This is a genomic window from Candidatus Deianiraea vastatrix, assembly GCF_007993655.1.
Classification (GTDB): domain Bacteria; phylum Pseudomonadota; class Alphaproteobacteria; order Rickettsiales; family Deianiraeaceae; genus Deianiraea; species Deianiraea vastatrix.
Genome location: NZ_CP029077.1, coordinates 152,604 through 177,421 on the forward strand (window position 1 = coordinate 152,604; position 24,818 = coordinate 177,421).

Here is a 24,818-nt window from a genome sequence, read left to right on the forward strand (position 1 = left end):
AATTAAATTGAGCTATGATTTTCTGAATTTGATTCAATTCTTTGGCAAAAATTCATCAAATCCGATAAATAATAACAAACTCTTCTGCTTCCAATTTTTACATACGGAAGGTAAACACTCTTGTTGCATCTCCATTTTGCTAAAGTTTGCACCTTAACATTAAGGATTTTAGCTGCTTCATCGCAACCAACCAGCTTATTTGGCTGGATTTTGTCTAAACATAAAGTCATAAAAACAAAAAATAAACTGGAGGCAAAAAAACTATGCCCCTCTATTAATAATAAAGACGCGAAAATGATTTCTTTTCACGGCCGCAGAAAAGCCCGATAAATACTAGGGTTTTTTGGGTCAAAAAATGAGGATTGTGGAAAAATGACTTAATTATTCAGTAATTTAGTCTTGCTTGCGAAAGATACTGTTTGGACAATTGTGTATAAATAACCTTGACAAATTAATTTAATGCTTTTTTATTTGAGTAAAAAGGTAAAAAAAAATACTAGTATGACTGATGAAAATTCTAATAATAAATTTGGCAGTTTCTTTGAAATAGAGCAAATTCCAAACTCAAGGGGGCTACTTGAATTTGTGAGATGGATTGATGAAGGAAGCATTGAGCTTTCCCCTGACTTTCAAAGAGAATACGTGTGGCATAAACAAAAAGCAAGTCTTTTAATAGAGTCATTTTTGCGTAACATTCCTGTACCGAGTATCTTTATGTATATTAATGAAGATAATAAAAGATGCGTGATTGACGGTAAACAAAGACTTGAAACAATAAGAAGGTTTGTTAAAGGAGTGTGGGATGAGTCTAAAAGTGAAATTTTTGCATTAGATTTTCCTGATCATAAAGAAGATTTAAATCCAAGACAAGGCAAAACATACGAGACTCTTGACGAAGAAGATAAGAAAAGATTTAATGATGCATATCTTAATGCAATTACAATAAGAACTCCAAACACAAATAAAGATAAAGATGCAATCAGTATATATTATATTTTTGAAAGGCTTAATACTGGGGGTGTAACTCTGACGCCAAGTGAAATAAGATTGGCAATTTGGAATAAATCAGAGTTATTAAAGAGTATAAAGGATTTGTCAAATACTGACATTTGGAAGAAAAGTATCAAAATATCTCCAAAAAAAGAAAAAGAGAATAAGTCATACCCAGACCACGAAAGAGCTGAAAGTCTTTTAAAAATAATATCTTTATCACACAGTTTAACTGAATATAAAGCCCCTATGAAAGATTTTTTAACTTCATTTTTGCGAAAAGTAGATAAAGAGCAAATTGATTTTACAGCCCAAATCGAAGCATTACAAAGTATAATGAAAGATGAGGCAATTCAGGAATTTTTAAAACAATACCTTGGTAAAAAAAATATCATAGTGGAAACCGTGTACACGGCTGTATTAATTGCCAAAAATAAAAATATAACTTACACAATGTCAGCAGAAGATGTAAGTATTTTTGAAGATGACGCATTCACAAAACAGGGCGGAACGGCACAGGGAGGCGTTGTTAAAAGGAGAATAAAAAAAGTTTACGATGTAATTACAGGACAAGAGTTAGAGTTATGACTGAGATAGACCTCGAATTTACCGATACAAAAGAATGGATTAAGAAGGCAACAGAAGTAGGAAAGCTAACTGGGGAATTGACATTGAAGGACGATATTGATGATGCATTTCGTCGATTAATTGTTATTTGCTATATAGAGGAAATTAATAAAAAGGCACAGTCAATATACGAAACATATTTAAAAGATATTGATGAACTGGCAAAATATTTTGCCGACTCAAGGAAGTATTACAATGAACATAAAAGTTATATAGATGTATTGCTATTTTTGCTAGGCAAGGCAACATATTTAACCGAAATAAGCAAAGAATCAATATTTAATGATATAAAAAACCTTAAAAAATTGCGAGATAGTTTTGCACATTTTAGAATTCCATCACAAAATTCAGCAATTTACTCACTGGATACAATCATAAAACAAGACTATGTAAAGCAAACAGAACAGTTTCTAAAAAAAGTGGTAGAATTATACAAACCTACGCAAATGTAAATTGCTCATGATTCAATGTTTGAAGATTAGTATGTTAAAATCGTTCATTTCCCTCTCAACTTTAACGCCGAAGTAATTACATCTTCGCAGATTTTGACCTCTTGTTCGTCAAGAGTTGCAAGAATTTTCATAATATTTGCCACAGAGCCAGCTTTTTGCTTTGTTGTGTGAGTTATTTTGTTAAATTGGAATAATTCAAGAATAGAAATCTCGCAAACTTCACAAATATCAATTAAAGTATCAAGTCTTGTGGTAATTTTACCTCTTTCAATGTAAGAAATCGTGTCTTCGGATTTGTTTATTTTATAAGCTAATTCTTCCTGTGTCATATTCTTTTGAAGTCTGAAAAATTGAACGGCAAGACCAAGATTCTGAATAAATTCATTATGCTTTTTCATATATAGAGTCGTAATTTTACTCGTGATTAATCATTTTTCACTTATTACCACAGCTTGCCATGCTGGATTTTTCTTGACTTTTAATTTCAGTACGCATACCATACTGCATAGTTCAAAATATCGTAATATTGCCGTTATGCAATTCAGTCACACATCAAGAATAGGAAAAGGGTTTGAGTTTGAAGTTGCTTCGAATTTGCTTCGTAATCTTGACAGAAAATATGATTTATTCTTTCCGATAAGTGATGATAACGGTTGTGATTTGCTGATTTGCAATAATCAAAACGAAAAGCATTTAAGAATCCAAATTAAGGCAAAACAAAATCAAGAAGCTGAAACTATTAGATTTGGAAATATTGATAAACAGGCTGCGAAAAATACGGCATTTTTATTCTATTTTAATGACAAATGGGCTTTTATTCCCATTAATGAGTTTAATTTTGGCAATGATAGTATTTCAACTCAAATTTCAATTAGCGAAAAGAGATTTGAAGAAAAAAAGGTAGACTTGAAAACGTTGCACAATAAAATTATTGATATGTTAAAATGACAGAATCTGAAATTGGAAAAATTATTGGCAGATTTATCGCCCCAGTTATTGGAATGTTAATTGTAGTGATAATTATACCTTATTGTAAAAAGGTTAAAATTTCTTATTTTAAAAACAAACAAGGTAATAAATTAAATAAAATATTAAATTATTTACTTGGATGGTATGGTTTTGCAATTTGCTGTTTATTGACATTGCTTGGCGAGGAGTTGTGGGGAATGTTTTTTTATTTTTGGATATTTGCATGGATGTATATTATTATTTATAATTTTTGTTCAAAAAGTCGCTAACCTTCACCACCACTTATTAATCCCTTTTGCATTTTCAAGCAAAAATTCTTGCTGTTTTTCAAGAGTATCTCTTAAGGTATTAATTCTTGTTCTTGCGTAAATTGAAGTTACATCCTTGCTTGAATGACCCATTACATCCTTAATAGTAAAGTAATTAATACCAATTTCATTAAGATTTGTTGCAACATTTCTCCTCAAGTCGTGAATTCTTAAATCTTTAATTCCAGCTCTTTTTAATACTCTTCTCCAGCAACTTTTAGGGTCGGTAAAATGTCCGCCTCTTTCGCTATTAAAAACCCATACGTTATCTTTATTTTCAAGATTAAATCTTGATTGCAAAATTTCTCTTGCAAGGCTTGGAAGCGGAACTATGTGAGGCTTTCCATTTTTAGTTCTTTCTATCTTCCAGATTGCATCATCTGTGTTTAAGTCATTTATATCCGACCATTTCATTTCTAAAATATTGCTTTTTCTGACTGCCGTTAATGCTGAAATTAGAATAAAATCTTTTGCAGTTCTGCTTTGCTCAAGTTCCAAGCTTCTCATAAATGATTCTAATTCTCTTTTTGGGTCAATGCTTCTATCTCTTGGTGGCTCTGGAAACTTTTTAATACCGATAACAGGATTTGTGTGATTCCATCCAAACTCAATTGCTTTATTAAAAATACTGCTTAACTTTTGAATTAATCTATTCGCTCTAAATGGATGCTTAATTCCTAGTTTAGAGTGAAAATCTCTAATTTCCTCCTTTGTTATTGTGCAAGCTTTTCTATTAAACCAATCTTTAAAATATTGCTCAATATCAATTACATCTTCTTGCCAAGTTCTTTTTCTAATCTTTGCGTGCTTTTCTATATATTCATCAAATACTTGTTTGAATGTTTTTTCTTTACTAAAATTATATTTTGCTAAAGTTGGGTCTTCTCCTATTGCTATTTTTCCTCTAAATTCTGCAACTTTCTTTCTGGCATTTTCAATTGAAATATCAGGAAAATTGCCAATTTTGAATTTCTTTTGCCGTCCGTTTATCATTTTTCTTGTCCAGAATACTTTCGTTCCACTTGGATAAACAACAATAAATAAGCCTTTTTGAATCAAATCATGATAATTTGTATTCGTCTTTGATGGAGAAATTTCAGAAATTGCTTTCTTTGTAAAATTAAGAAATGTCTGACCTCTTACGCAAGACTTTTCATCCGCATTTTCAACTTCAAAATTTTCATTTTTATTCATATTAAAAAAACATAACCCTCTATTAATAATAAAGATGCAAAAATGATTTCTTTTCACAGGAGTGAAAAAACCCATTAAAATAGGCTCATTTTGCCTTGTCAAGTATTCGAAATTTTTCACAGAGGACTATTTTCGGACTAGGCACAAGTCAGCCTAGGTCAACTTCATTCAGCCTTAATGAATTCAGATTTCTTTTTGAGAAAAGTTTAAATCAACTTTAATCAATCATAATCAAAGTATATCCAAGAAATATTTTCTGGGCTACGGATCAGAAGGTTTGGGGTTCGAATCCCTACGGGTGCACCAGTGCAAAACATTCATTGCCTTCAATCTTTTGTGTAAATTATTATACTTTGATTTAATAAAGAAAATATATTGCAATTAAATATTTATAATATATAATTACTTTGTCATTATTATTAGTCTTAAATGGAGCAACCAAAGCCAACATTAGATTTAACAGAAGAAAAGGATAGAAATGATCTAATGCAAAACATAATAAATCGTTTCTATAAAGCTGGTGAAGGGGAAGTCAATAATTCCGAATTGCACGGAGCAAGGCATATAGCTCATACAAATTTTATAGCAAGAAAAGTTTTTGAGTTATATAAAAAACATGATAAGGCAATCTTTGGCAATGTAGATAACATTCAGCTTGAAAAAATCTTAATTGCCTTGGCTTTTCACGATTCATCAAGAGTTAATGAAGGGTTTGACAATGACGAAGTTTCCTCGGCAATTTTATTTTTATATTTTGCAATAACAAAAAATCTTATGACTGCTAAAGAGGCTATACAGTTAGCTTTTGCAATTGCGATGAAGGATGATGAAAAGACTTGTAATAATAGTCAATTTCGAGAATTACATAATTTTTTATCAGATAATAGTGGAAATAATATAGAAAACATTAAGAAATACATTCCCAATGAGAAACACACAAAAATACAAAAATGTATTGGATATGATTTTAAGTGGCTTCAATCTGCACGCAGTGAATACAACAAGAATAATGGGATAGAATTTAATAATTTTTACAAAGCTGCAAGAATAATAATTCACGAAGCAGACTGTTTAGATATAGGAAGGCTTTTTGGTAAAAATGGTTTTAGGAACAATTGTACTGAATATTACAAAAAATTTGGACCATTGGGCGATGGACAAGTGAAAAACATGAATGCTTTTAATGAATTTGAAGCATTAAAAAACGTTTTTGTTCCAGTTACCCATGCAGAACAACAAAAGAACCCACCTGACGATTATTTTAAATCTAACTATAATAATATTGAAAAGGAATTTAATGCCAAGCAACAATTATATCAAGTGCAATATCAAAAGCAAGATAAGCCACAAACGCAAAATCCAGATCAATTGAAACAGCAACAGGAATTAGAGGAACAAAAGAGGCAAGAAGAGTTGAAATTACAGAAGAAGCAACAAGAGGAATTAGAGGAAAAGAAGAGGCAAGAAGAGTTGGAATTACAGAAGAAGCAACAAGAGGAATTAGAGAAATTGAAACAACAAGAGGAATTAGAGCAGCAGAATCAATTGCATATTTATAAAAATGTAAAAGGTGATATATATAAGATTAATACAGATATTTATTCAAGAATTAGAATAAAACAAAATAAAAATCGTATGCAAACAACTTTTACACACGATTTGATAATAAATCAAATGTCTGAAATATTGACATTAGCTATTAATAATACAAAAGCCAAATATCCACAACAATGCGGTACTCTTTTGGACAATATTTACTTTATAACATTTGTAATTAATTTTGCAATAGCGAAAAAAAAAGTTGGAAATAGCTCTGTAAATGAATGGAAGGACTATTACAAAGAAGAATTTCCTAATAATAATGCGTTGAATGCAAATTTAGAGAATGAATTTAAAGTCGCCAAAGAGTTATCATACCAATATCAGAAAATTGCTCAACAACAATATGGCTTTTTGACAGGTAGATGCAAGCATTTAAGAAAAACTGGTCTTGTCGGGCAGAGGTTATCTAGGATACCAGAAAAACATGTCAGTGCCATAGCTCATGCCGCAATTAGCGCTTCACCACAAGCACCTCAAACTTAACGCTAGCAATATAACAACACAACCCATGCTATACTTAAATATTATTTTGGCGGAAGATATGGGATTCGAACCCATGATACGCGATTAACGTATACACGCTTTCCAAGCGTGCGCCTTCAGCCACTCGGCCAACCTTCCAGATACATCTTTAAATTAATTTTTTAAATATCAAGTTTTTTCTTGACATTAAAAAAGTATTTAATATATATTTTATACTATTTTATTATTACTATGAAAATTCTATACATAACTTCAAGCCCAATGGGTGAAAAGTCAAATTCAAGGGCCGTGGCAAGTAAATTACTTGACGCACTCAAAGCAAAAGGTGCAACAATTACCGAAAGAGATCTTGCAAAAAACCCAGTGCCACATATAAATATTGACAATATAAACGCATTTAGAACCCCATCTGAACAGCGTGATGAAAAAGCAAAACTTGTTCTTAAATTGGCAGATGAATTGATAGAAGAAATCAAAAATTGCGATATGGTAGTTTTTGCATCGCCAATGTGGAATTTTGGCGTTCCATCGGTAATGAAGGCATACATTGACCATATTGTTCGTGCCGGTGTTACCTTTAAATACACAGAAACAGGACCTGTAGGGCTTTTAGATGCAAAGAAAAAAGCAATTATAATCTCATCAAGTGGCGGGATATATTCACAAGGTGACTTCAAATCTTTTGACCACCAAAGCACTTATCTTGAATCTGTTTTGCAATTTTTGGGCTTAAAAGATATAAAATCTGTTCATGTTGAGGGTATGAATTATGGCGAAGACGCTGCTAACAAAGGTATGGAAGCTGCAAATGCGAAAATTGATGAAATACTTAAAGCAATTAACTAGGATTAAATTGAATTTTAAATCTTTTGCATAAATTAACATCTTTATATGAAAATCTAACTAAGGTTTATGGCATTAGTTGTAAATCTTGGTTAGATAAATTTTCACCCACCGTCTTGTAAAAATCTTATTAAATTCCAAAGCAATTACCACTTTTGTAAAAGAATGTTGTGCTTGACAACTTGGTTGAAAGGGGCTTTATGCCAGTTAGTGTTAACTCTGAAAACCCAGAATTTTTCATAAAATCGAAGGATTTTCTATAGTTTTCACGCTCTGAGTTGTCAAGAATTACAATGCCAGATGGCGAAAGTTTTGATACAGCCTGCATAACACATTCATTTCTTTTAACGCTATCGACTATAATTAAATCAAAGAGTTTGTCAAATTCTAAGATACTTGATGCAAACTGGTCATCTGTCTTAAGGTGTATTTCATTTCCCGAAATTCCAAGCTGGCTACAAGCGTTTTGCACCCAAGAGATGCAATCAGGCAAAACCTCGACAGATATTAGGCTATTTACCCGTTTTGCATAAAATATGGTTGAAAATCCAGAGCCGTATTCAAAAACCGACATATTTTTTGCAAGCCGTGATTTTAAAAACTTTACTACTGTATAATTGTACCAAGGCATTATGTCTTTTTCGTCATCTATCAAAATGCCGGTTTCATGAGCAAAATTCCAACCGACAAAATCAAGAAGATCTTTACCTGTTTTATCAATTTTCTTGACAAAATTTGGGGCTGTGATTTTTTGATAATCAAATTCCATAAACGAATTTTCTTGCAATCATAACGACATCACCTGCGTCTTTTTCAGAAATTACCTCTTCACCGCCCAAGATTTCAACAAGCTCATCACTTGCAAGATCTGCTATATCTGTGACAGTTTTAATATCATTTTGACCAAGAGTAACAAGCATCGTTTTTGTTAAAATTGGCAATTCAAACACCTCAGGAGACATGCCAAGTTCATTAATCTGACTATCTTGACTTTCGTTTATATGGTTAATATATTCAATTGCACGATTTTTTATGACATTTGCAACATCTGAGTCAAAGCCCTCAATTGCAGCAAGCGTATCTATCTCAGCATTTGCTATATCTTCAGTTTTACCAAATCCACTTGCAACAAGAACTTGGCCAACAATTTCATCAAGATTAAGTTGCGTGGATATTCTTTCTGCAATTTCAGCAAATTTCTTAGCAGATCTATCTTGTCTTTCAGACTCAAGCATTACATCTATTTTATAACCAGTAAGTCTTGAAAGTAATCTAACATTTTGCCCTTTTCTACCAATTGCAAGGCTAAGATTTTCCTCATCTACAACAACATCAACAGATTTTAAATTATGATTGACAAAAACACCGGATGGTCTTGCTGGAATTATAGCTCTTTGAACAAATAACTCCATGTCTTGAGAATATTCAATAATATCAATCTTTTCACCACGCAATTCTTCCATAATTGACTTAACTCTAACTCCTTTTGGACCAATGCATGCGCCAACCGGGTCTGTTCTTGAATCTCCACTTGCAACTGCAACTTTAGCTCTAAAGCCAGGTTCACGAGCAATTGAGACTATGTTAATTAAGCCATCTTCACACTCTGGAACCTCATTTTTAAATAAGCATTCAAGAAATTGATTAGATTTGCGTGAAAGGCATACCTGTGGATTATTCATATCCTGATTAACATTTTGTATACAAGCTATAACCTTATCACCAAGATTAAATCTCTCATTTGGCAAGGTGTCGCGAATATCCATTTTAGCCTCAGTTTGCCCAATCCAGACAATAATCTCTCTTGGTGAAATACTTTTTACACTACCATGAACAATTTGCCCAATTCTTTTGTGATATATTTCATATTCTTGTTCTTTTTTCGCATTTATTACGCATGAATTAATTACATCACTCATTTTTTTGACAATCACTCTATCAAAATCACCAGATGGTATTTCCTCTTCAATATCATCGCCAACTGCAACATTTTTGTTTATTTTTTTTGCTCTTGTTAAGTCTATTTCCTTTGCTCTATCGCTTATTTCGCTTACAACATTTAAAATTCTAAAAAGCTTTACATCTCCTGTTATTCTATCGCATCTTGCAATCATATTAACATTTGTGCCATATTTTTTTTGAGCACCCATAACAAAGGCATTTTCTATAGCAGAAAACAACAAACTTTTACTAATGTTATTTTCAGTAGCAATGGTGGAAATGGCATCTATGACATGACTTCCTATGGTCTTCTTTTTCATAATCACAAAACAAAATGTTGGGGAAACTTGCAATCTTTTGTAGTCAAATAAAATAAAAGTCAACTATTTTTTTTGCATATAAATATCATTTCCGGTATTTGCAAGCAATTTATCACATTTTATTTTTGATTTCACGGCACTTTTTGTTATCTCTAATTTGATATACTAAGTATCAAAACTTATTATAGACATTATTAACAACAACAGCCACGATCATTATAAGATGCTATTTCGACATTTATACTTGATCTTCTACTGTTCTGCAAAATTTCAACAAAGCTTCTACTGACCTGTAATTCAACCAAGTTTTGTTGTGATGTATTATAACGATCTGTTGCATTCATGGCTGCTCCTTCTGAGTTCCGGTTTTGACATGGATTTATATCATTGCTTGGTTTTTTCAACAATATTGTATATTGATTCAAAGCTTTGTTTAGCCCATCACTGATTCGCGCCTCTTTTGGTATCTTTTTTCGTATTATTTCATCTTTTCTCTCACGAAGACGTTTCTCTCTATCCATTTGTGCTATCTGTCGTACTTTTTTTATTATTTCATCTTTTCTCTCACGAAGAAGTTTCTCTCTATCCATTTGTGCTACCTCTTGTAGTTTTATTTTTTCATCCTTATCAAAGTCAAGCAATGTAATACCATCTTTATTAGATGTACCGTCGATTTTCTTATCCTTGATTTCCATTGCCCCTGCACCTTCACCAATGCTTTCTTGTTCATCTAACCATGCTGAACGAAATTGACTCTGATTATTCTGAGTATTGTTATAAATTTTGTACTCATCGTTGATTTTCACTGCCCCTGCACCTTTGTTAGTAATAACGGTTTGTTGAATTATTTCCATCTGTACCTGACCATTACCATTACTGTGTTCGATGTATAGATTATCACCATTCGTGTCTACCTCGTGTTTATTGCTGTCGCGGTCGTAGTAATGTTGTATCAAGGTTTTCGATTTTCGTCTTGTACCATCTAAACCCGCGTCATACGCTTCAACCGCCTTGACTGCTGAATTATTATAACTATTGTGGGAGATTTGAGATGAAACGTATTGTGAATTATTGAACTCCTGTGAATCCTGTAAATTAGGTTCTTGCTGTTGGCCTTTGAATATACTCATTGTATATGATTTCACGCTTTGTTGTTCATCTTGTTCATTTTTTCTATCATCTTGTTCATTTTGTTGTATACTATTCTTGGGTAACACTTGTTGATTATTGGCTTGTAGATTAAGAAAGTTTTTAAACAAACTATAACCTTCCCCTAAATTTTTTTGCTCGTTAATCTTATTTAAAACATCAGGATAATCCTTGCAACCGATAATAAAGTCTTTAATCTCAAATTGGAAATTATTAAAATTAGTTTGGAATTGCTCCAATAATTTTTTATTTTCGTTTTCTGCATTCTTTATTGCCTTATCGATTGTGGTATTTATGTACTTCGTAAAGCTCTTTTTAATGAAATCATAAAATTTGGTATTTATCTTATCATAACTATCTAATATCCCTCTTATCTTCTTAGAACTACGATATTTTTCAGGATTTTTAAATATATCGAGATACTCGGATAATTTGTGTTTGAATTTATCACTATTAAAATCAAAAAACTTGTTATCACAAAATTCGTTAAAATTACTTAGACTGAGTAATGCATCGTACTCACTGAGGATACTGCTAAGCTCCTTGTTCACCAATGTATCATCACAAATTTCATATAATATAAGTTGTGCATCCATTAATGGTTCTTTACATTTTTCTCGTTGCTTCTTTATTTGTTCACAAGCAACAAGCTCATTTTCCGTGAGTAAGCCAGATTCTTCCTTATAATTATTAATAATATCATTAATTTTTTTTCTATTAAAACGATAATTTTTAAGTTTGTTGTATTGTGTGCCATCTATTTCAGATGCCATGGCTAATAACAATACATTGTCTGTTCTGCTTGACATATTGTTTTTCAACTCAAATATACCATATTTCTTATTATGTTCTTTATTAAAGATTGCATTAACATATTGCGGTATATAGTCAACCTTAGCAATAATGTTTTTGAAAAAAGGATCATTGGATTTTGAGAAATATTCAATTAATGCCAAGTATTGTATCATCGCTTCTCTCGTTTTAGCGTCTTTAACAAGATATAGGCAATATAGTTGGTTTAATTGATATATTCGTGGAACCTGGCAGTTACCTAATGCAGCCTTACATCCAGCAAATATCATATCTTTATCAATAGAAGCAAATTTACTTGTGGTAAATTTATTTGGCAAATTTGCAAAACAAAGTAATGCATTTTTCATTGCCTTTTTGTTATATTTGCTGCATAAAACAATTGGTATCAAGAAGTTATGATAAAAACTCTCCTCATCATTCGAATAATAACCATACTTAGGATTTAACAATTCAATGGCAATAATCTGTGCCTCTTTTTTAGTAAGCTTAAGACCAAGATTATTGTTTGTGATAGTCTTGAAAATAGTATTGAGATTTTTCCTACATTGATCTTTTGCTGCATCAAAGAATTTTATATATTCAGTATTCAAAGTCTCAGTATTATACCCTGTTTGATTATCGCGCATTGTTTTGAGCTTTTTTTCCGCGAAGTTTACTAATGCTATGGATACAGGTGAGACATCTGTAATAATAGTAATATAGAAGTTGATTTCTTCATTCTTATTTTCGCCGAATCTTTCTGTAACCAATTTATCAAGATTCAATTCTTGTACATCATTCTTTCCTTGTGCATCCTTCAACAACCCAATTATTGTGTCGCTTTGTAGAGGTAATAAAGCTTTAAGTATCTCAAGATATGCTAACATATTTTGTGTTTTAGGGTCTAATGTGTTAAAAACATTACTATAGTTTATTGCCAAAGTAGTATAAGGGTTTACGACATTTGTAATCATCGCATTAATAGCATTTGTATCTTTTAACATCTCTGTAACCAATTTATCAAGAGAAGCATCTTCACTGTTTTTTGCATTATTAAAAAAATCAATTATTATGTTTTCTTGCCAAGGGAATAAAGCTTTAAGTATCTCAAGATATGCTAACATATTTTTTGTTTTAGGTTCTAGTGCTTGAAAAACATTACTATAGTTTCTTGTCAAATTAGTATAAGGTTCTACGTTGTTTTTAATCATCGCCTCAATAGCACCTTCATCTTCTAACATCTCTGTAACCAATGTATCAAGATCCGATTCTTGTACATCATTCTTTCCTTTTGCATTATTCAACAACATAATTATTATGTCATTTTTCTGAGGGAGTAAAGTTTTAAGTATCTCAAGATATGCTAACATATTTTTTGTTTTAGGGTCTAATGTTTGGAAAAGTTTTTTATTAGTTGTCAACGACATGCACGTATCTATAATAAATTCATCAAAATTAAGATTTCCATTGATTGGTATATGATGATGTCGCAAAGATTTCTCTATCACATCTTGTTTATTGTTATCTAGCTCGTTCTTTGATTGATATTCCATTACAAGAGGATGTAATACTTTCTCGAGCAAGGGATTTGGGTATGCTGTTGTTTGTGGAATAATGTCTTGTAATTTCTTGGAACAGTGCTGCATGTTGTGTAATTTATAATATTGTGATATATCAAATATCATTACCATATTCTTTGTCCTTTGTGTTAACTTATTCCAATTATTAGTTTTTTGTAATAAAGAACCAAGATTTACATTGTAAGATATAATTTTTGATAATGCATCTTTGTCTTCTAATATACATTGCATACAATAATCAATATGTTTACTCAATGCTATTTTCTCTTTTAATGTTGTTGTTATTGTATTTGAATTGAAAATTATCTCGAATAATTCTCGTAGCGATGGACCTTCACCTTCTAAAAAATCTTGTGGAAAGAATTTATAGCTGATTGGATATTGCAATAGAGTGTTTTTTATATCATTTGTGCAATTCTCTTGTTCTATTATTTTCAAAATATCCAATTTTCTAATAAAGGGCATCTTAAGGATTTTTTCAACCTCTTCTGGTGCATCGCTATTAGGATAATATTTTACCATATGTAATATCTTGAGGTTATGAAGATTATTAAGTTTGCCTATTCCATCTATAGTAATATCGGGATTGTTAGAGATATTTAAGCCTGTAAGATTCTCAAAAAGTGTTAAATACTCCATGTTTTCATCTTGCATTTTGGTGCCATGAAGATTTATTATAACAATTTGTTGTCGAATACGATCTCTTTGATCCTTTTCCTCTTGATCATTTGTTGTAGATGGATCTAAATCCTCCAAAATAGAAGCGCCATTATTAACACATTGAAGACTAAGTTGAGTTAATTGTGGTAATTGATTAATAACGCCATGACCTATATTCTGTGGGCATGCAAGTCCTGTAAGTTTTTTGCATTGCGCTATTTCCTGGCAATTTTCAGGGTTTGGGTTTCCTACGAGGCTTAGCATGCAAAGGTTCGTTAATTTAGAAATACCATTTATATTGCTAATATTGCAACCAGATAAGTCTAAATTTTTGAGATTTTCTAATCTTTCTATGTTTTTTAGATTGGTAAAATTATTTAATGATAAATCTAACTTTTCAAAAGTTTTAAGCTTTAGCAACATATCATTATCATCATTAAGTAAATTTTGAAGATTGTCATCTGTTAAGCCAAGGCCTGATAAATTACAAACATCATTATTTCCATTGTATGCATCGTTGATCAGCGCTTTTGCCATTTCTAATGGGGATTGTATGTTTGGTTCTGGTAAGTTGACAAATTCTTTTACACTTGCATGGCTAATATTATCATCATTTTGTTGCACACCGTCATTATTAGGAACTTCTTGCTGCTCATTGATATGAATAGAACCTTGTTGCATAAACTTAAATGAAAAATAACAAGCCAATATATTATAAAAAAAATAACTGTCAAGAAAAAGATTGCATTCTACAGTATTTTTCATTAGTAAATATCTGTGATATTTTAAAAAATATTGAAAAATAATGAGATATTATTGGTTTGTGTAAAATGATAATTGTTTTATTTATTGTAATTTATGCAACTATTGGTAGTTATTGCAATATTTTGGTAAAAATTACAATATTTAGGTTGTTTTTTATTTCCCTTGTGCAGCAAAATATGAAAAATGAAATATTTATGGCATTTAGAACTGCAATTGTTTTATTTTCTGATGATTTTCGAGTAAAAGACAATCCAGCCTTGCATTATGCGGTTAAAAATTATGAAAATATAATACCGTTATATATTTACAATGAGACATATCTTGGAAGAGTTATTGGCGCTGGGGCAAAAGCGTTTTTACATAATGTTTTACTTAGTTTTAACTCTTTATTGCACGCAGAATATTGCATTAGTTTAATTATCAAAAACGGCAATTATGTAGATGAAATAAAAAAAATACTAAGTATAGAAAAGATTGATGCTATTTATTTTAATAAATCTTATACATTATCGCAGATTCAAATTGAAAATGACATTAAAGAATGCTTTAAAGATCTTGATATTCAGTTTTTTAAGGCAAAATTACTTTTTGAACCATCTGAAATAAAACCATTATCCGGTGGGGCTTTTTATAGAGTTTTTACTCCTTTTTCCAAGGAATGCCTAAAGAATATAGAGTTAATTGAGCAGTCATTTCCAAAGCCGGAGCAAATTAAATCAATCCATAATATTTCAAGCATGACGGTTGAAAATCTTAATTTACTTCCGGCAAAAGAAGGAAAATGGGCGCAAAATCTACTTCAACATTGGACATTTGACTATGATGAAATTGAGTGTAATTTTATAAAATTTATTGACAATAAACTTGAAAATTATGAGGAAAACAGGAATATTCCTAGTAAAAATGGTAATTCTGGTATTTCACCTTATTTAAGATTTGGAATATTGAGCCCAAAAATGTGTTTTAATGCTGTAAGATCTAAAAATATAGATATAAATCATCAATTTATTCTTGAGCTTCTTTGGCGGGAATTTGCATATCATGTTATGTTTTATAATCAAAATATTGCAACACAGGAACTGAAAAATGAATATAAAAACTTTCAGTGGGATGATTCTAAATTTTTCTTACAAAAATGGCAAAAAAGCCAGACTGGATTTGACATAATTGACGCAGGCATGAATGAACTTTGGCACACTGGAGTTATGCATAACAGAGTTCGCATGATAGTTGCATCTTTTTTAATTAAAGACTTGCTTATAAATTGGAAAATTGGCGAGCAGTGGTTTTGGAATACCTTGGTTGATGCAGACCCAGCGATAAATCCATTTTCTTGGCAATGGATTTTTGGAAGTGGCTTTGACGCTGCACCGTATTTTAGAATTTTCAATCCAGAATCACAAAAGAAAAAATTTGATCCAGATGGTTCATATTGCAAAAAATGGCTGCCTAAAAATTGGAAGTCTGAAAAAATTGTAAGCCATGATATTCAAAGGAAAATTACGCTTGAGCGATATAAAAATTTACGATGTAGACTTGTGCAATGTATTGATAATAAGTCTTAGTTTGGGCTAAGGTGCTAATTTATTTTCGTAATAATATATTTAATTAACCCATTTTTTTCTTGACATTAAGAAAATACATTAATTTATAAATAAGCAGGATTACTAATTATAGTTATGTCTTTTGTAAGTTTGCTTGAATTGTTGACAAAATTCTCTGATTAGAAAAAGTGTATTGAATTTTTTACACAAATTCGTTTTAAAAGGTTAGGATTATGAAAAACAGTAATATCATTTCATTATTCTCAGGTGCTGGTGGGCTTGATTTAGGCTTTAAAAAAGCAGGATTTCAAACAATTTATGCCAATGAATACGATAAAACTATATGGTCAACTTTTGAGCATAATTTTCAAGATGTAACGCTTGATAAAAGAGATATAAGGCATATTCAAGCCAGTGAAATTCCTGATTGCATTGGTATAATTGGTGGGCCGCCTTGCCAAAGCTGGAGCGAGGCTGGATCACTGCGCGGAATAAATGACTCAAGAGGTAAGCTATTCTTTGATTACATAAGGATTATAAAGGCTAAAAGACCGAAATTTTTTGTTGCCGAAAATGTTTCAGGAATATTGCACGAAAGAAACAAAGAAGCATTTAATGAAATATTGAATGGATTTAAAGACCTTGGTTATAATGTAAAATATAAACTTTTAAATGCAAAAAATTTCAATGTTCCCCAGGATAGAGAAAGGGTGTTTATAGTTGGTTTTTTAAATAATGTAGATTTTGAATTTCCAAAGCCAAATGAAAAACATATAACTTTAAAAGATGCGATATTTGACTTGAAAGATGCCGCAAAGCCATGTAATCCAAAAGAACTAGATCGCTTTAATCACGAGTATTATACGGCTGGGTTTTCAACTATTTTTATGTCAAGAAATAGAGTGAGAAGCTGGGATGAGCAATCTTTTACAATTCAAGCAGGTGGGCGGCACGCACCACTTCATCCGCAAGCACCTAAAATGGAATTTGTGGAGCAAAATAAAAGAATTTTCAAACAAGGAAGCGAGTATTTGTATCGCAGACTTTCGGTTCGTGAGTGTGCAAGGGTGCAGACATTTCCTGACGACTTTAAGTTTATTTACAAAAATATTTTAGATGGCTATAAAATGGTAGGAAATGCTGTTCCTGTAAATTTAGCGTATGAAATAGCAACACAAATTTTGAAATATTTATGAAAACAGATATATTACAAGGAATTAAAAACCTTATTGATAATGAATTAAACGGCATTGAGAAATACGAAAATTCAAGTTATAAAATAGGAATTAACAATATGGGTTCAAAATTTGAAAATTTCATGAAAGACGCATTTTGCAATAGTTTTCAATCTAATGAAATTGCTAAAATGTCAATGTATAATGAGTATTTTTCTTATTTAGGCAATCAAAACAACCCGCCAGATTTGATTGTTAGAGGTGGAGATGCTTTTGAAATTAAAAAAATTGAAAGCAAAGATGGCGATATTGCGCTAAATAGCTCATTTCCAAAGGATAAACTTTATAGAAATAGCAATATGATAACCGTGGCTTGTAAAAGTTGCGAAGCAAATTGGAATGAAAAAGATATCTGCTATATAATTGGTTCAATTAAAGATAAAAAAATACAAAGCATTTGGTTTGTTTATGGCGATTGCTACTCGGCAAATCCTGAAATTTACACAATTCTTAAACACAAAATTACAAATAGCATTGAAGAGCTAGGTATTGAATTGAGCGCAACGAATGAAATTGCCAGAATTAACAATGTAGATCCGCTTGGAATAACATACTTGAGGGTTCGTGGTATTTGGGGAATAAAACACCCAAGCAAAGTATTTGAATATATTGCAACAAAAAGTTCAAAACCCCATATAAAGGCGATAATGTTAAAAGAAAAATTTGAATTATTTGATGAAAATTCCAGAAACGAATTATCAAAAAAATGCAGTATAAAAGAGGTAAAAATTCAAGATCCAAATAATCCAGCAAATTTACTTTATGCTGTTTTGATTGAATATGAGTTTAAAGTATAAATGGGTTAATTAAATACATTATTACCCTTGATTAATATTGTAAGTTGTTTTATGATGAAAATGAAATTTCGTTATCTGATATAGCAATATTAAGGTCTGATAGGAAAATTTTTCGTACTATTTTGTGATCTTGCGTAATATTTGCGATAATGTTAATTAAATCTGAAATTTGCTCAAAGCGTGGCTTGTTTGCAAGGCGAAATTCCTTGTATATCTGGAAAATAAGGTATATTTTTCGCTGTATGTGAAGGCTGTTGAAAAAGCGAGTTTCTATGGTGATTTTATCGCTGGTTTTGATAATATTTTCTGATGATAAAATGTCGTTTATGTCAGAAAAAATCATGGAATTTACGCCTTGAATGCTGAAAATCGTATTGCCAATGCGGCTTGCGTTTATATCGTCCATGCCAATTGAGTCTAAAATCATTCTAATCTTATTTCGCGTGAATTTATCGTCTTTATTGCTTTCATCTTCCATCCAATAGACATTATTTTCCTGCATAAATTTGATTATTTGATGCTTTCTAATTTCAAGCAGGGGTCTTATATGAAAAATGCCGTCTTTATCGTGTTTTTCAAGCATACAACCAAGCCCAATAGTTCCGCTTCCACGAAAAACATTCATGAAAAATGTCTCGATTTGGTCGTCTAAATGATGGGCTAAAAACAGCTTATAAATACTGTTATTTTCGCAAAAATCATGCAGTAAATCATACCGCGCTTTTCTTGCTTGCTCTTCAATTCCGGTTTCAATATGGGCATGTTTCCACGTTAAAACAGTCACATTTTCAAAGCCATATTTACGCAGCACCCCTTCAGTTTCTAACGCCTGCCTTGTTGAATTTGCGCGCAATTTATGGTCGATAATCACAATGTGGCACTCATTTATTGCAAGCCGATTTACTTCAAAATACGAAAATATCGCAAGGGCCAAAAAAAGACTATCCACACCGCCCGAGACAGCTATGCAAATTTTTTCATTTTTCTCAATATGCAAGCGTAGTTTTTGACTCACTTGGTCTAAAATCTTATGACTATCAAAAAACATTATTTTAATCACATTGCATACAAACTTAAAGTTGCATTTTATTAAGTCAAGTTTTTTATTGAAAATGTTATCCAATATAATCGATTATACAAAATCCTCCACATGTATTTCAACCATCTCGCGATAAATGCCGTTTTCCTTTTCAAGAAGCTCATCTGGGCAGCCGTCTTCGACGATTTTACCGTATTCAAGAACGATAATTCTATCTAATGTTGAGACTGTTGAAAGCCTGTGCGCTATTACTATAGTGGTTTTATTTTTTGTAATTTCATCGATTAAATCACGGATTTTTTGCTCAGTGTGAACATCCAAGGCGGAAGTTGCTTCGTCAAGGATTAATATAGGGGAATTTTTTAAAATCGCACGCGCTATAGCAATTCTCTGAATTTGACCGCCTGATAATTCCGAGCCCATTTCCCCTGCAAGAGTGTAATATCCATCGGACATTTCCATAATTTCATCATGCAAGCCTGTCATTTTTGAGACCTCAACAATTTGCTCAAAATTTGCACTTGGATTTGCATATTTCATGTTGTCAAAAATGCTTCTGTTAAAAAGAGTTGGGCTTTGCGGGATGTATGAAATATATTTCATTATCTCACTTTGCGAAAACTCTTTAATATCCTGTCCATCAACCAAAATTTGCCCAATATCGACGACATTATTTCTTGTAATAAGGCTTGTAATTGTACTTTTTCCAGAGCCAGATTTGCCGATAATTCCCACTTTTTGCCCAGCAGGTATTGTTAAATTTAGATTTTCAAATACATTTGACCCTTCTTCATAGCCAAAGGTAATGTTTTCGAATTTAATTTCACCTTTTGTAACATGGTGAATTTTATCAAAACTCTGCCTTGCTTCGTATTCCATATCTTTTATAAAGTTGTAATTTTTCTTTACAACGCCAAAGCTTTGAATTACCTCGCCAAGGATAATAGTTGTTTCAAAAAGCATTGCGGAAAGATTAAAAACCATGTGAAATATCATTGCTATATCGCCAACTGTAATTTTACCTTTATTAAAAAGGGTTAGTTCAAGCGATATTAAACTTGGACCGTTTATGACAAATGCAACAATTGACAAGACTAAAAGCATTTTTTGATATGTGTACAACATGTTTTTTTGGGTGCTTTTTTGCCTTTTTGCATATGTTTTGAAAATCTTTCTTTCAATTGATAGCCCGTTAAAAGTTCTAACTACAAAATTATTTGACATTGAGTCTTGAATAACACCATGAAATCTGCTCATAGCTTTTGCGTAAACGCCCGATAGAACAATGTTTTTTCTAAGGAAGTATATGCAAACCCAAATATGCAAAATAACCCACGCTAAAATGCAAATCGATATACGAAAATCTATGTAAAATACTACAGTTATTGCAATTAATATGTTTAAAGTGCACGGCAGGATGAAGTATAAAAATTGATCTATTAAAAATGGAACTTCCGTTGCGGTGTGAAGAGATCTTCCAAATAGGTCTCCAGATTGATATTTTGCAAAAAAGCTGTTTTTTTGTGATAAAAAGCTTAAAGAAAATACTTCTTTTATATAAGCCTCGCACGAGCATCTAAAATAAGATATTGAAAAACCTGCAAGACGCCATAGTGCATCGTTTCCAACCCAAGTTACAAAAAGTAAAATAATTGGCATTTTAAGCGTTACGATTATATTGTCTCCAGTGTGGAAATTTTGAAGCCCGTCTATAAAAAGCTTTGTTATATATGGAAATGCTGTGTGTTCAACAGCAATAGCACAGCATCCAATGCACGAGAATATAAAGGATTTTCTAAATGTTTTTACAAGTTTTAGCACAAATTTCGTCACCGAATTTGGCAACATTATATCATAATCATTACTCACAAGGAAAATTAACAACTTTATTTATATATAGAAGCGAAAAAATAATTTTCAATAACAATATTTTTTAAAAAAACACTTGACAATTGTTTTTTATTAAATAGGATGGGGTGTTATTTTTTTTTTATTTTTTATATATGAATCAAGCAGATTTTAACCCAGGTAAGATTAAGGCACGAATGAACAAGTTTAGCAACGATTTTCAAGAAGCGCAAACGACGGAAAGAAAAAGTCAAATAGCAAAACAAGCCGTAGATTATATGCTTTATGGTACAGATTTTGCGACAATGAGGACTAGTTATACTAATGGTTTTGGTCTAACGAATTATTTTGCTGCATTTGATACAAAATCAATTGCAAAAGATTTAGAAGATGTAATGCTTGATATTATTAAACGCGATCAATATTTGACCAGTGAAATGATGAAAAAATTTTTATTTAATCATTCATCAATATCTGCGGCAGGAATATCTAATATACCATCTATATTGACTATTGTTTTACGTAAAAATATGAATCTCTTTTTAGAATACCTTGATAATGCTGTTAATAAAGGTGATTATAATACTATATCATATTTTGGGAAAGGTTCGTTGCTCAATGTTGTGGAGAATAATATTGACAATATGACAGCATTGCTAGAGGAAAATCCAAATCATCATGGCTTGTTTTTTACAGCAATTATTACATTAAGATCTATGAAGAATGGTGTTCAAACACAGCAATGCGTTCGTCTTTGTAATAAGATTGTAGAGCTCATTAAAGACCCTAAATTTATTGCCAATTTGGCATCAAAGTCATTTCTGTATATCGATAGTCTTTTATCTAATATTATAGCAATTACCAATTCTCTAGGTGTTGCAATTAGTACTGAAGATTTACGCCATATAACTGCAATGACATTGATTCCGGCAGTAAAAGCAATTCCTGAAAAACAAAGAGAGACAGAGTATGACTGCATTAAAAGTTGGAAAGAGAACACTGTTATGCTTGATACTGATCTTATCGGCAAGAAACTTGATTACCTAATGAATGCAGAGCAAAAAACTATAGAGAGGATAGAAAGAGAGCAAGATGGAATATTCTATATGACAAAAGAACACAAGGGTCTTTTTCGTGATTACATTGTTATGGCAATATTAACATTGAAGCGTAGAGCTCTAGAAGGCTGGGACGATGCGAGAATTGCTAAATTTTTAACACGTGAATTGTGTCTTGATGAAGGCGACGCTATAAATCATTATGATGGACACTTTGTTGATGCAGAGAAGTATTCTGTAGAATTTAATAAAATCTTAGATGCAAACAAAATTAAAGATGAAAGAGTGCAAATTTTACATGAAAGACTGGAAGATCAAGGTTTTAGCGAGGAACAATTAGAAAGATTTAATAATCAAAAATTAGTTGAATTATCGATTCCAGTAGTTTTTAACCAAGTAAAATATGGATCTATTGAATACGAAAAATATTTTGATACATCTAGCATAATTGGTTGTATAGCAAAAAAAATAGCGAATGTTAAAGAAGGTAATTTTACACGTTCATTATCTGACTTAGAAGGTGCATCATATGTTAAGAATCCTAGTATAGGTCTCGCACAGAAAGCATCTGCATCAAAGGAATTTCTTGCATTACAACGACGTGGAATAATTAAGGCAAACGAAACACTGTTAGGAATGTTAAATAATGATAAAAATTTAATACACTATCTTATTGGGTTTGATTGTGATTCTGATAAAGCGATTAGTTCGCTTAAAGCACTTGGTGTGGAAAATCCAGGAGAAAGAATAGTGAAACTCTTTAATAATGAAAATAATGATAAAAATTTAATACACTATCTTATTGGGCTTGATGGTGATTCTGATAAAGCGATTAGTTCGCTTGAAGCACTTGGTGTGAAAAATCCAGCAGAAAGAATAGTGAAATTCTTTGATGGTAATTTTACGATTAAAGAGATTGATGAGATGTGCAAGAAAAATCCCCAAGATATGGAAAATTATCTTGAGGCGCGTAAAATGTCAAAGGTTGCTTATACTGCAGCTGCTCAACCAAATAATCAAGGAATAAAAGACAAAACCTTGACTGCAATGAGTTTGGTATATGCAAATCAATATCTTGACAATAAAGATGATCAATATCATCAATTGCATCGTAAAGAGCGTGGCATTATAGACCAAAGTAACAAAAATTCTGCTAAGCTTGAAAAAATAGATCAGATGCAGCAGCAATATCAAGGAACAATGCAGCAACAATATCAAGTTCAGTCTGAGAAGCAAGATTTTCAAACACACGAAGCTTTTTATGAACAAAGACGCGAGCAAGAAGGTAAAGGAGGGCAACAAAAGTGATAAATTTATTATTTTTGTTAGAACAAAAGGGGCAGCAGTATTTGCTGCCTTTTTTTGTGTCAAAAATATTAAGAAAATTTCACTTGACAAACATTTTACAGCAATTACAGATACTAAGAATAAAATAAGACTATGTCGAGTATTTTTGGAAATATTTTTCGCGTTTCAACATTTGGTGAGTCGCACGGAGTGGCAGTTGGATGCGTAATTGACGGTTGCCCTTCTGGAATTGAAATTAGCGAATTTGATATTCAAAAAGATTTAGATTTACGAAGGCCGGGTCAAAGCCATATAACAACAGATAGGAATGAGGGCGATAAAGTTGAGATTTTATCGGGTATTTTTGAAGGTAAAACTACTGGAACGCCGATTTGTATGATTGTGCGTAATGCAGACCAAAGGTCGCACGATTACAGTGAAATTAAAGACATTTTTCGCCCATCGCATGCTGATTTTGTATATCAAATGAAGTATGGAATTCGTGATTATCGTGGGGGAGGGCGGTCTTCTGCCCGTGAAACCCTTGCAAGGGTTGCAGCTGGCGCGGTTGCAAAAAAAATCCTTTCTCAAAAGGGCATTGAGATATTTAGTTTCACACAGCAGGTCTATAATATTAAAACCGAAATAAATCCATCGGAAGTTAAAAAAGAAGACATTTTTTCAAATATTGTTCGCTGCCCTGATAAAGAAATTTCATTAAAAATGATAGATTTAATCGAGCAAATGAAAAGCGAAGGGGACTCGGTTGGCGGCGTTATATGCGGGGTTGTAAAAAACTGTCCAGTTGGACTTGGGCAGCCAGTTGCTCAAAAACTCTCATCCAGCCTTGCATCTGCCATGATGTCAATTAACGCGGTTAAGGGCTTTGAAATTGGCTCTGGATTTGCATCAAGTCTTATGAAAGGAAGTGAGCATAATGACGAAATTTGCAATACTGATGGGGAAATATCGACAAAAACAAATCATGCAGGTGGCATTGTTGCGGGAATTTCAAATGGCGAGGATATTATTTTTAAAGTCGCTTTTAAACCAGTTTCCACGATAAAAAAGCCACAAAATTCAATAAATACTGACTTTGAAAATATTAAAATTGATACAATTAAAGGAAGGCACGACCCATGTGTTCTTCCTCGCGCCGTTCCAATTGTTGACGCAATGTCGGCAATTACAATTTTGGATCATTTAATTATGGAAAATGGATTAAAATTTTAATCCACAATATACCCTTTCTTTTTTAATAGAAAAAATCTAAGATTTTCATCATATATATTTATTGCAAAAAAGTGCTTGACAATTAAAAATTACCTATTTCAA

Annotated in this window: 19 protein-coding genes and 1 tRNA gene; 11 read left to right on the forward strand and 9 right to left on the reverse strand. The window is 31.8% G+C overall.

Translation table 11 applies throughout. The features are described 5' to 3' along the window. Positions 1-2: 2 nt before the first annotated feature. A complete protein-coding gene (locus deia_RS00660) occupies positions 3-230 on the reverse strand; it encodes a helix-turn-helix transcriptional regulator (RefSeq protein ID WP_146820253.1) in 228 nt (75 codons plus the stop codon). 271 nt (positions 231-501) lie between these two features. Here deia_RS00660 and deia_RS00665 point away from each other — a divergent pair, with 271 nt between their 5' ends. Together deia_RS00665 and deia_RS00670 are read left to right on the forward strand one after the other, a co-directional pair. Next, positions 502-1,578, forward strand: coding sequence for a DUF262 domain-containing protein (locus deia_RS00665; RefSeq protein WP_161982759.1), 1,077 nt, complete (start codon positions 502-504; stop codon positions 1,576-1,578). Beyond that, a complete protein-coding gene (locus deia_RS00670; protein ID WP_146820255.1) occupies positions 1,575-2,069 on the forward strand; it encodes a hypothetical protein in 495 nt (164 codons plus the stop codon). Before deia_RS00665 ends, deia_RS00670 begins: the two co-directional genes overlap by 4 nt. Positions 2,070-2,113: 44 nt before the next feature. On the opposite strand, the gene deia_RS00675 is transcribed toward deia_RS00670, so the two are convergent. After that, positions 2,114-2,467 (reverse strand): helix-turn-helix transcriptional regulator, encoded by a 354-nt coding sequence (locus deia_RS00675; RefSeq protein WP_146820256.1) that lies wholly within the window; start codon positions 2,465-2,467, stop codon positions 2,114-2,116. Between the two features lie 136 nt (positions 2,468-2,603). Here deia_RS00675 and deia_RS00680 point away from each other — a divergent pair, with 136 nt between their 5' ends. Then, positions 2,604-3,017, forward strand: a complete 414-nt coding sequence (locus deia_RS00680; RefSeq protein WP_146820257.1) for a hypothetical protein — start codon at positions 2,604-2,606, stop codon at positions 3,015-3,017. After that, complete coding sequence (locus deia_RS00685) at positions 3,014-3,307, forward strand: hypothetical protein (protein ID WP_146820258.1); 294 nt, start codon at positions 3,014-3,016, stop codon at positions 3,305-3,307. The genes deia_RS00680 and deia_RS00685 overlap by 4 nt, the downstream gene beginning before the upstream one ends. Positions 3,308-3,310: 3 nt before the next feature. Here deia_RS00685 and deia_RS00690 read toward each other — a convergent pair whose 3' ends face one another. Further along, the gene (locus deia_RS00690) at positions 3,311-4,540 is read right to left on the reverse strand and encodes a tyrosine-type recombinase/integrase (protein WP_161982760.1); all 1,230 of its coding nucleotides are present in this window, start codon (positions 4,538-4,540) and stop codon (positions 3,311-3,313) included. 429 nt (positions 4,541-4,969) lie between these two features. On the opposite strand from deia_RS00690, the gene deia_RS00695 reads away from it, so the two are divergent. Further along, the gene (locus tag deia_RS00695) at positions 4,970-6,625 is read left to right on the forward strand and encodes a hypothetical protein (RefSeq protein ID WP_146820260.1); all 1,656 of its coding nucleotides are present in this window, start codon (positions 4,970-4,972) and stop codon (positions 6,623-6,625) included. Positions 6,626-6,672: 47 nt separating this feature from the next. Here deia_RS00695 and deia_RS00700 read toward each other — a convergent pair. Beyond that, positions 6,673-6,763 (reverse strand) — tRNA-Ser (locus deia_RS00700). Between the two features lie 93 nt (positions 6,764-6,856). Here deia_RS00700 and deia_RS00705 point away from each other — a divergent pair. Beyond that, positions 6,857-7,471: an FMN-dependent NADH-azoreductase gene (locus deia_RS00705; RefSeq protein WP_146820261.1), complete on the forward strand. Its 615-nt coding sequence runs from the start codon at positions 6,857-6,859 to the stop codon at positions 7,469-7,471. A gap of 127 nt (positions 7,472-7,598) precedes the next feature. On the opposite strand, the gene deia_RS00710 is transcribed toward deia_RS00705, so the two are convergent. From deia_RS00710 to deia_RS00720, 3 genes are all read right to left on the reverse strand, one after another. Beyond that, entirely contained in the window at positions 7,599-8,237 is a 639-nt protein-coding gene (locus deia_RS00710) for an O-methyltransferase (RefSeq protein ID WP_146820262.1), read from the reverse strand. Further along, positions 8,227-9,729, reverse strand: coding sequence for a transcription termination factor NusA (gene nusA, locus deia_RS00715; protein WP_146820263.1), 1,503 nt, complete (start codon positions 9,727-9,729; stop codon positions 8,227-8,229). Before nusA ends, deia_RS00710 begins: the two co-directional genes overlap by 11 nt. A gap of 194 nt (positions 9,730-9,923) precedes the next feature. Beyond that, on the reverse strand, positions 9,924-14,591 hold the full coding sequence (locus tag deia_RS00720) for a leucine-rich repeat domain-containing protein (RefSeq protein WP_222912632.1): 4,668 nt from the start codon (positions 14,589-14,591) through the stop codon (positions 9,924-9,926). Between the two features lie 149 nt (positions 14,592-14,740). On the opposite strand from deia_RS00720, the gene deia_RS00725 reads away from it, so the two are divergent. From deia_RS00725 to deia_RS00735, 3 genes are all read left to right on the forward strand, one after another. Further along, the gene (locus deia_RS00725) at positions 14,741-16,240 is read left to right on the forward strand and encodes a cryptochrome/photolyase family protein (RefSeq protein ID WP_146820265.1); all 1,500 of its coding nucleotides are present in this window, start codon (positions 14,741-14,743) and stop codon (positions 16,238-16,240) included. 212 nt (positions 16,241-16,452) lie between these two features. Continuing rightward, positions 16,453-17,415 carry a DNA cytosine methyltransferase gene (locus deia_RS00730; RefSeq protein ID WP_146820266.1) on the forward strand — a complete coding sequence of 321 codons (963 nt, stop codon included), beginning with the start codon at positions 16,453-16,455 and terminating at the stop codon, positions 17,413-17,415. Beyond that, positions 17,412-18,251, forward strand: a complete 840-nt coding sequence (locus deia_RS00735; RefSeq protein ID WP_146820267.1) for an NgoPII family restriction endonuclease — start codon at positions 17,412-17,414, stop codon at positions 18,249-18,251. Before deia_RS00730 ends, deia_RS00735 begins: the two co-directional genes overlap by 4 nt. A gap of 49 nt (positions 18,252-18,300) precedes the next feature. Here deia_RS00735 and tilS read toward each other — a convergent pair whose 3' ends face one another. Both tilS and deia_RS00745 read right to left on the reverse strand, forming a co-directional pair. After that, positions 18,301-19,311 carry a tRNA lysidine(34) synthetase TilS gene (tilS, locus tag deia_RS00740; RefSeq protein ID WP_222912633.1) on the reverse strand — a complete coding sequence of 337 codons (1,011 nt, stop codon included), beginning with the start codon at positions 19,309-19,311 and terminating at the stop codon, positions 18,301-18,303. Between the two features lie 72 nt (positions 19,312-19,383). Further along, positions 19,384-21,159 (reverse strand): ABC transporter ATP-binding protein, encoded by a 1,776-nt coding sequence (locus deia_RS00745; protein WP_146820269.1) that lies wholly within the window; start codon positions 21,157-21,159, stop codon positions 19,384-19,386. Between the two features lie 134 nt (positions 21,160-21,293). On the opposite strand from deia_RS00745, the gene deia_RS00750 reads away from it, so the two are divergent. Together deia_RS00750 and aroC are read left to right on the forward strand one after the other, a co-directional pair. Further along, entirely contained in the window at positions 21,294-23,504 is a 2,211-nt protein-coding gene (locus tag deia_RS00750) for a hypothetical protein (protein WP_146820270.1), read from the forward strand. Positions 23,505-23,636: 132 nt separating this feature from the next. Continuing rightward, a complete protein-coding gene (gene aroC / locus deia_RS00755; RefSeq protein WP_146820271.1) occupies positions 23,637-24,716 on the forward strand; it encodes a chorismate synthase in 1,080 nt (359 codons plus the stop codon). Positions 24,717-24,818 lie beyond the last annotated feature (102 nt).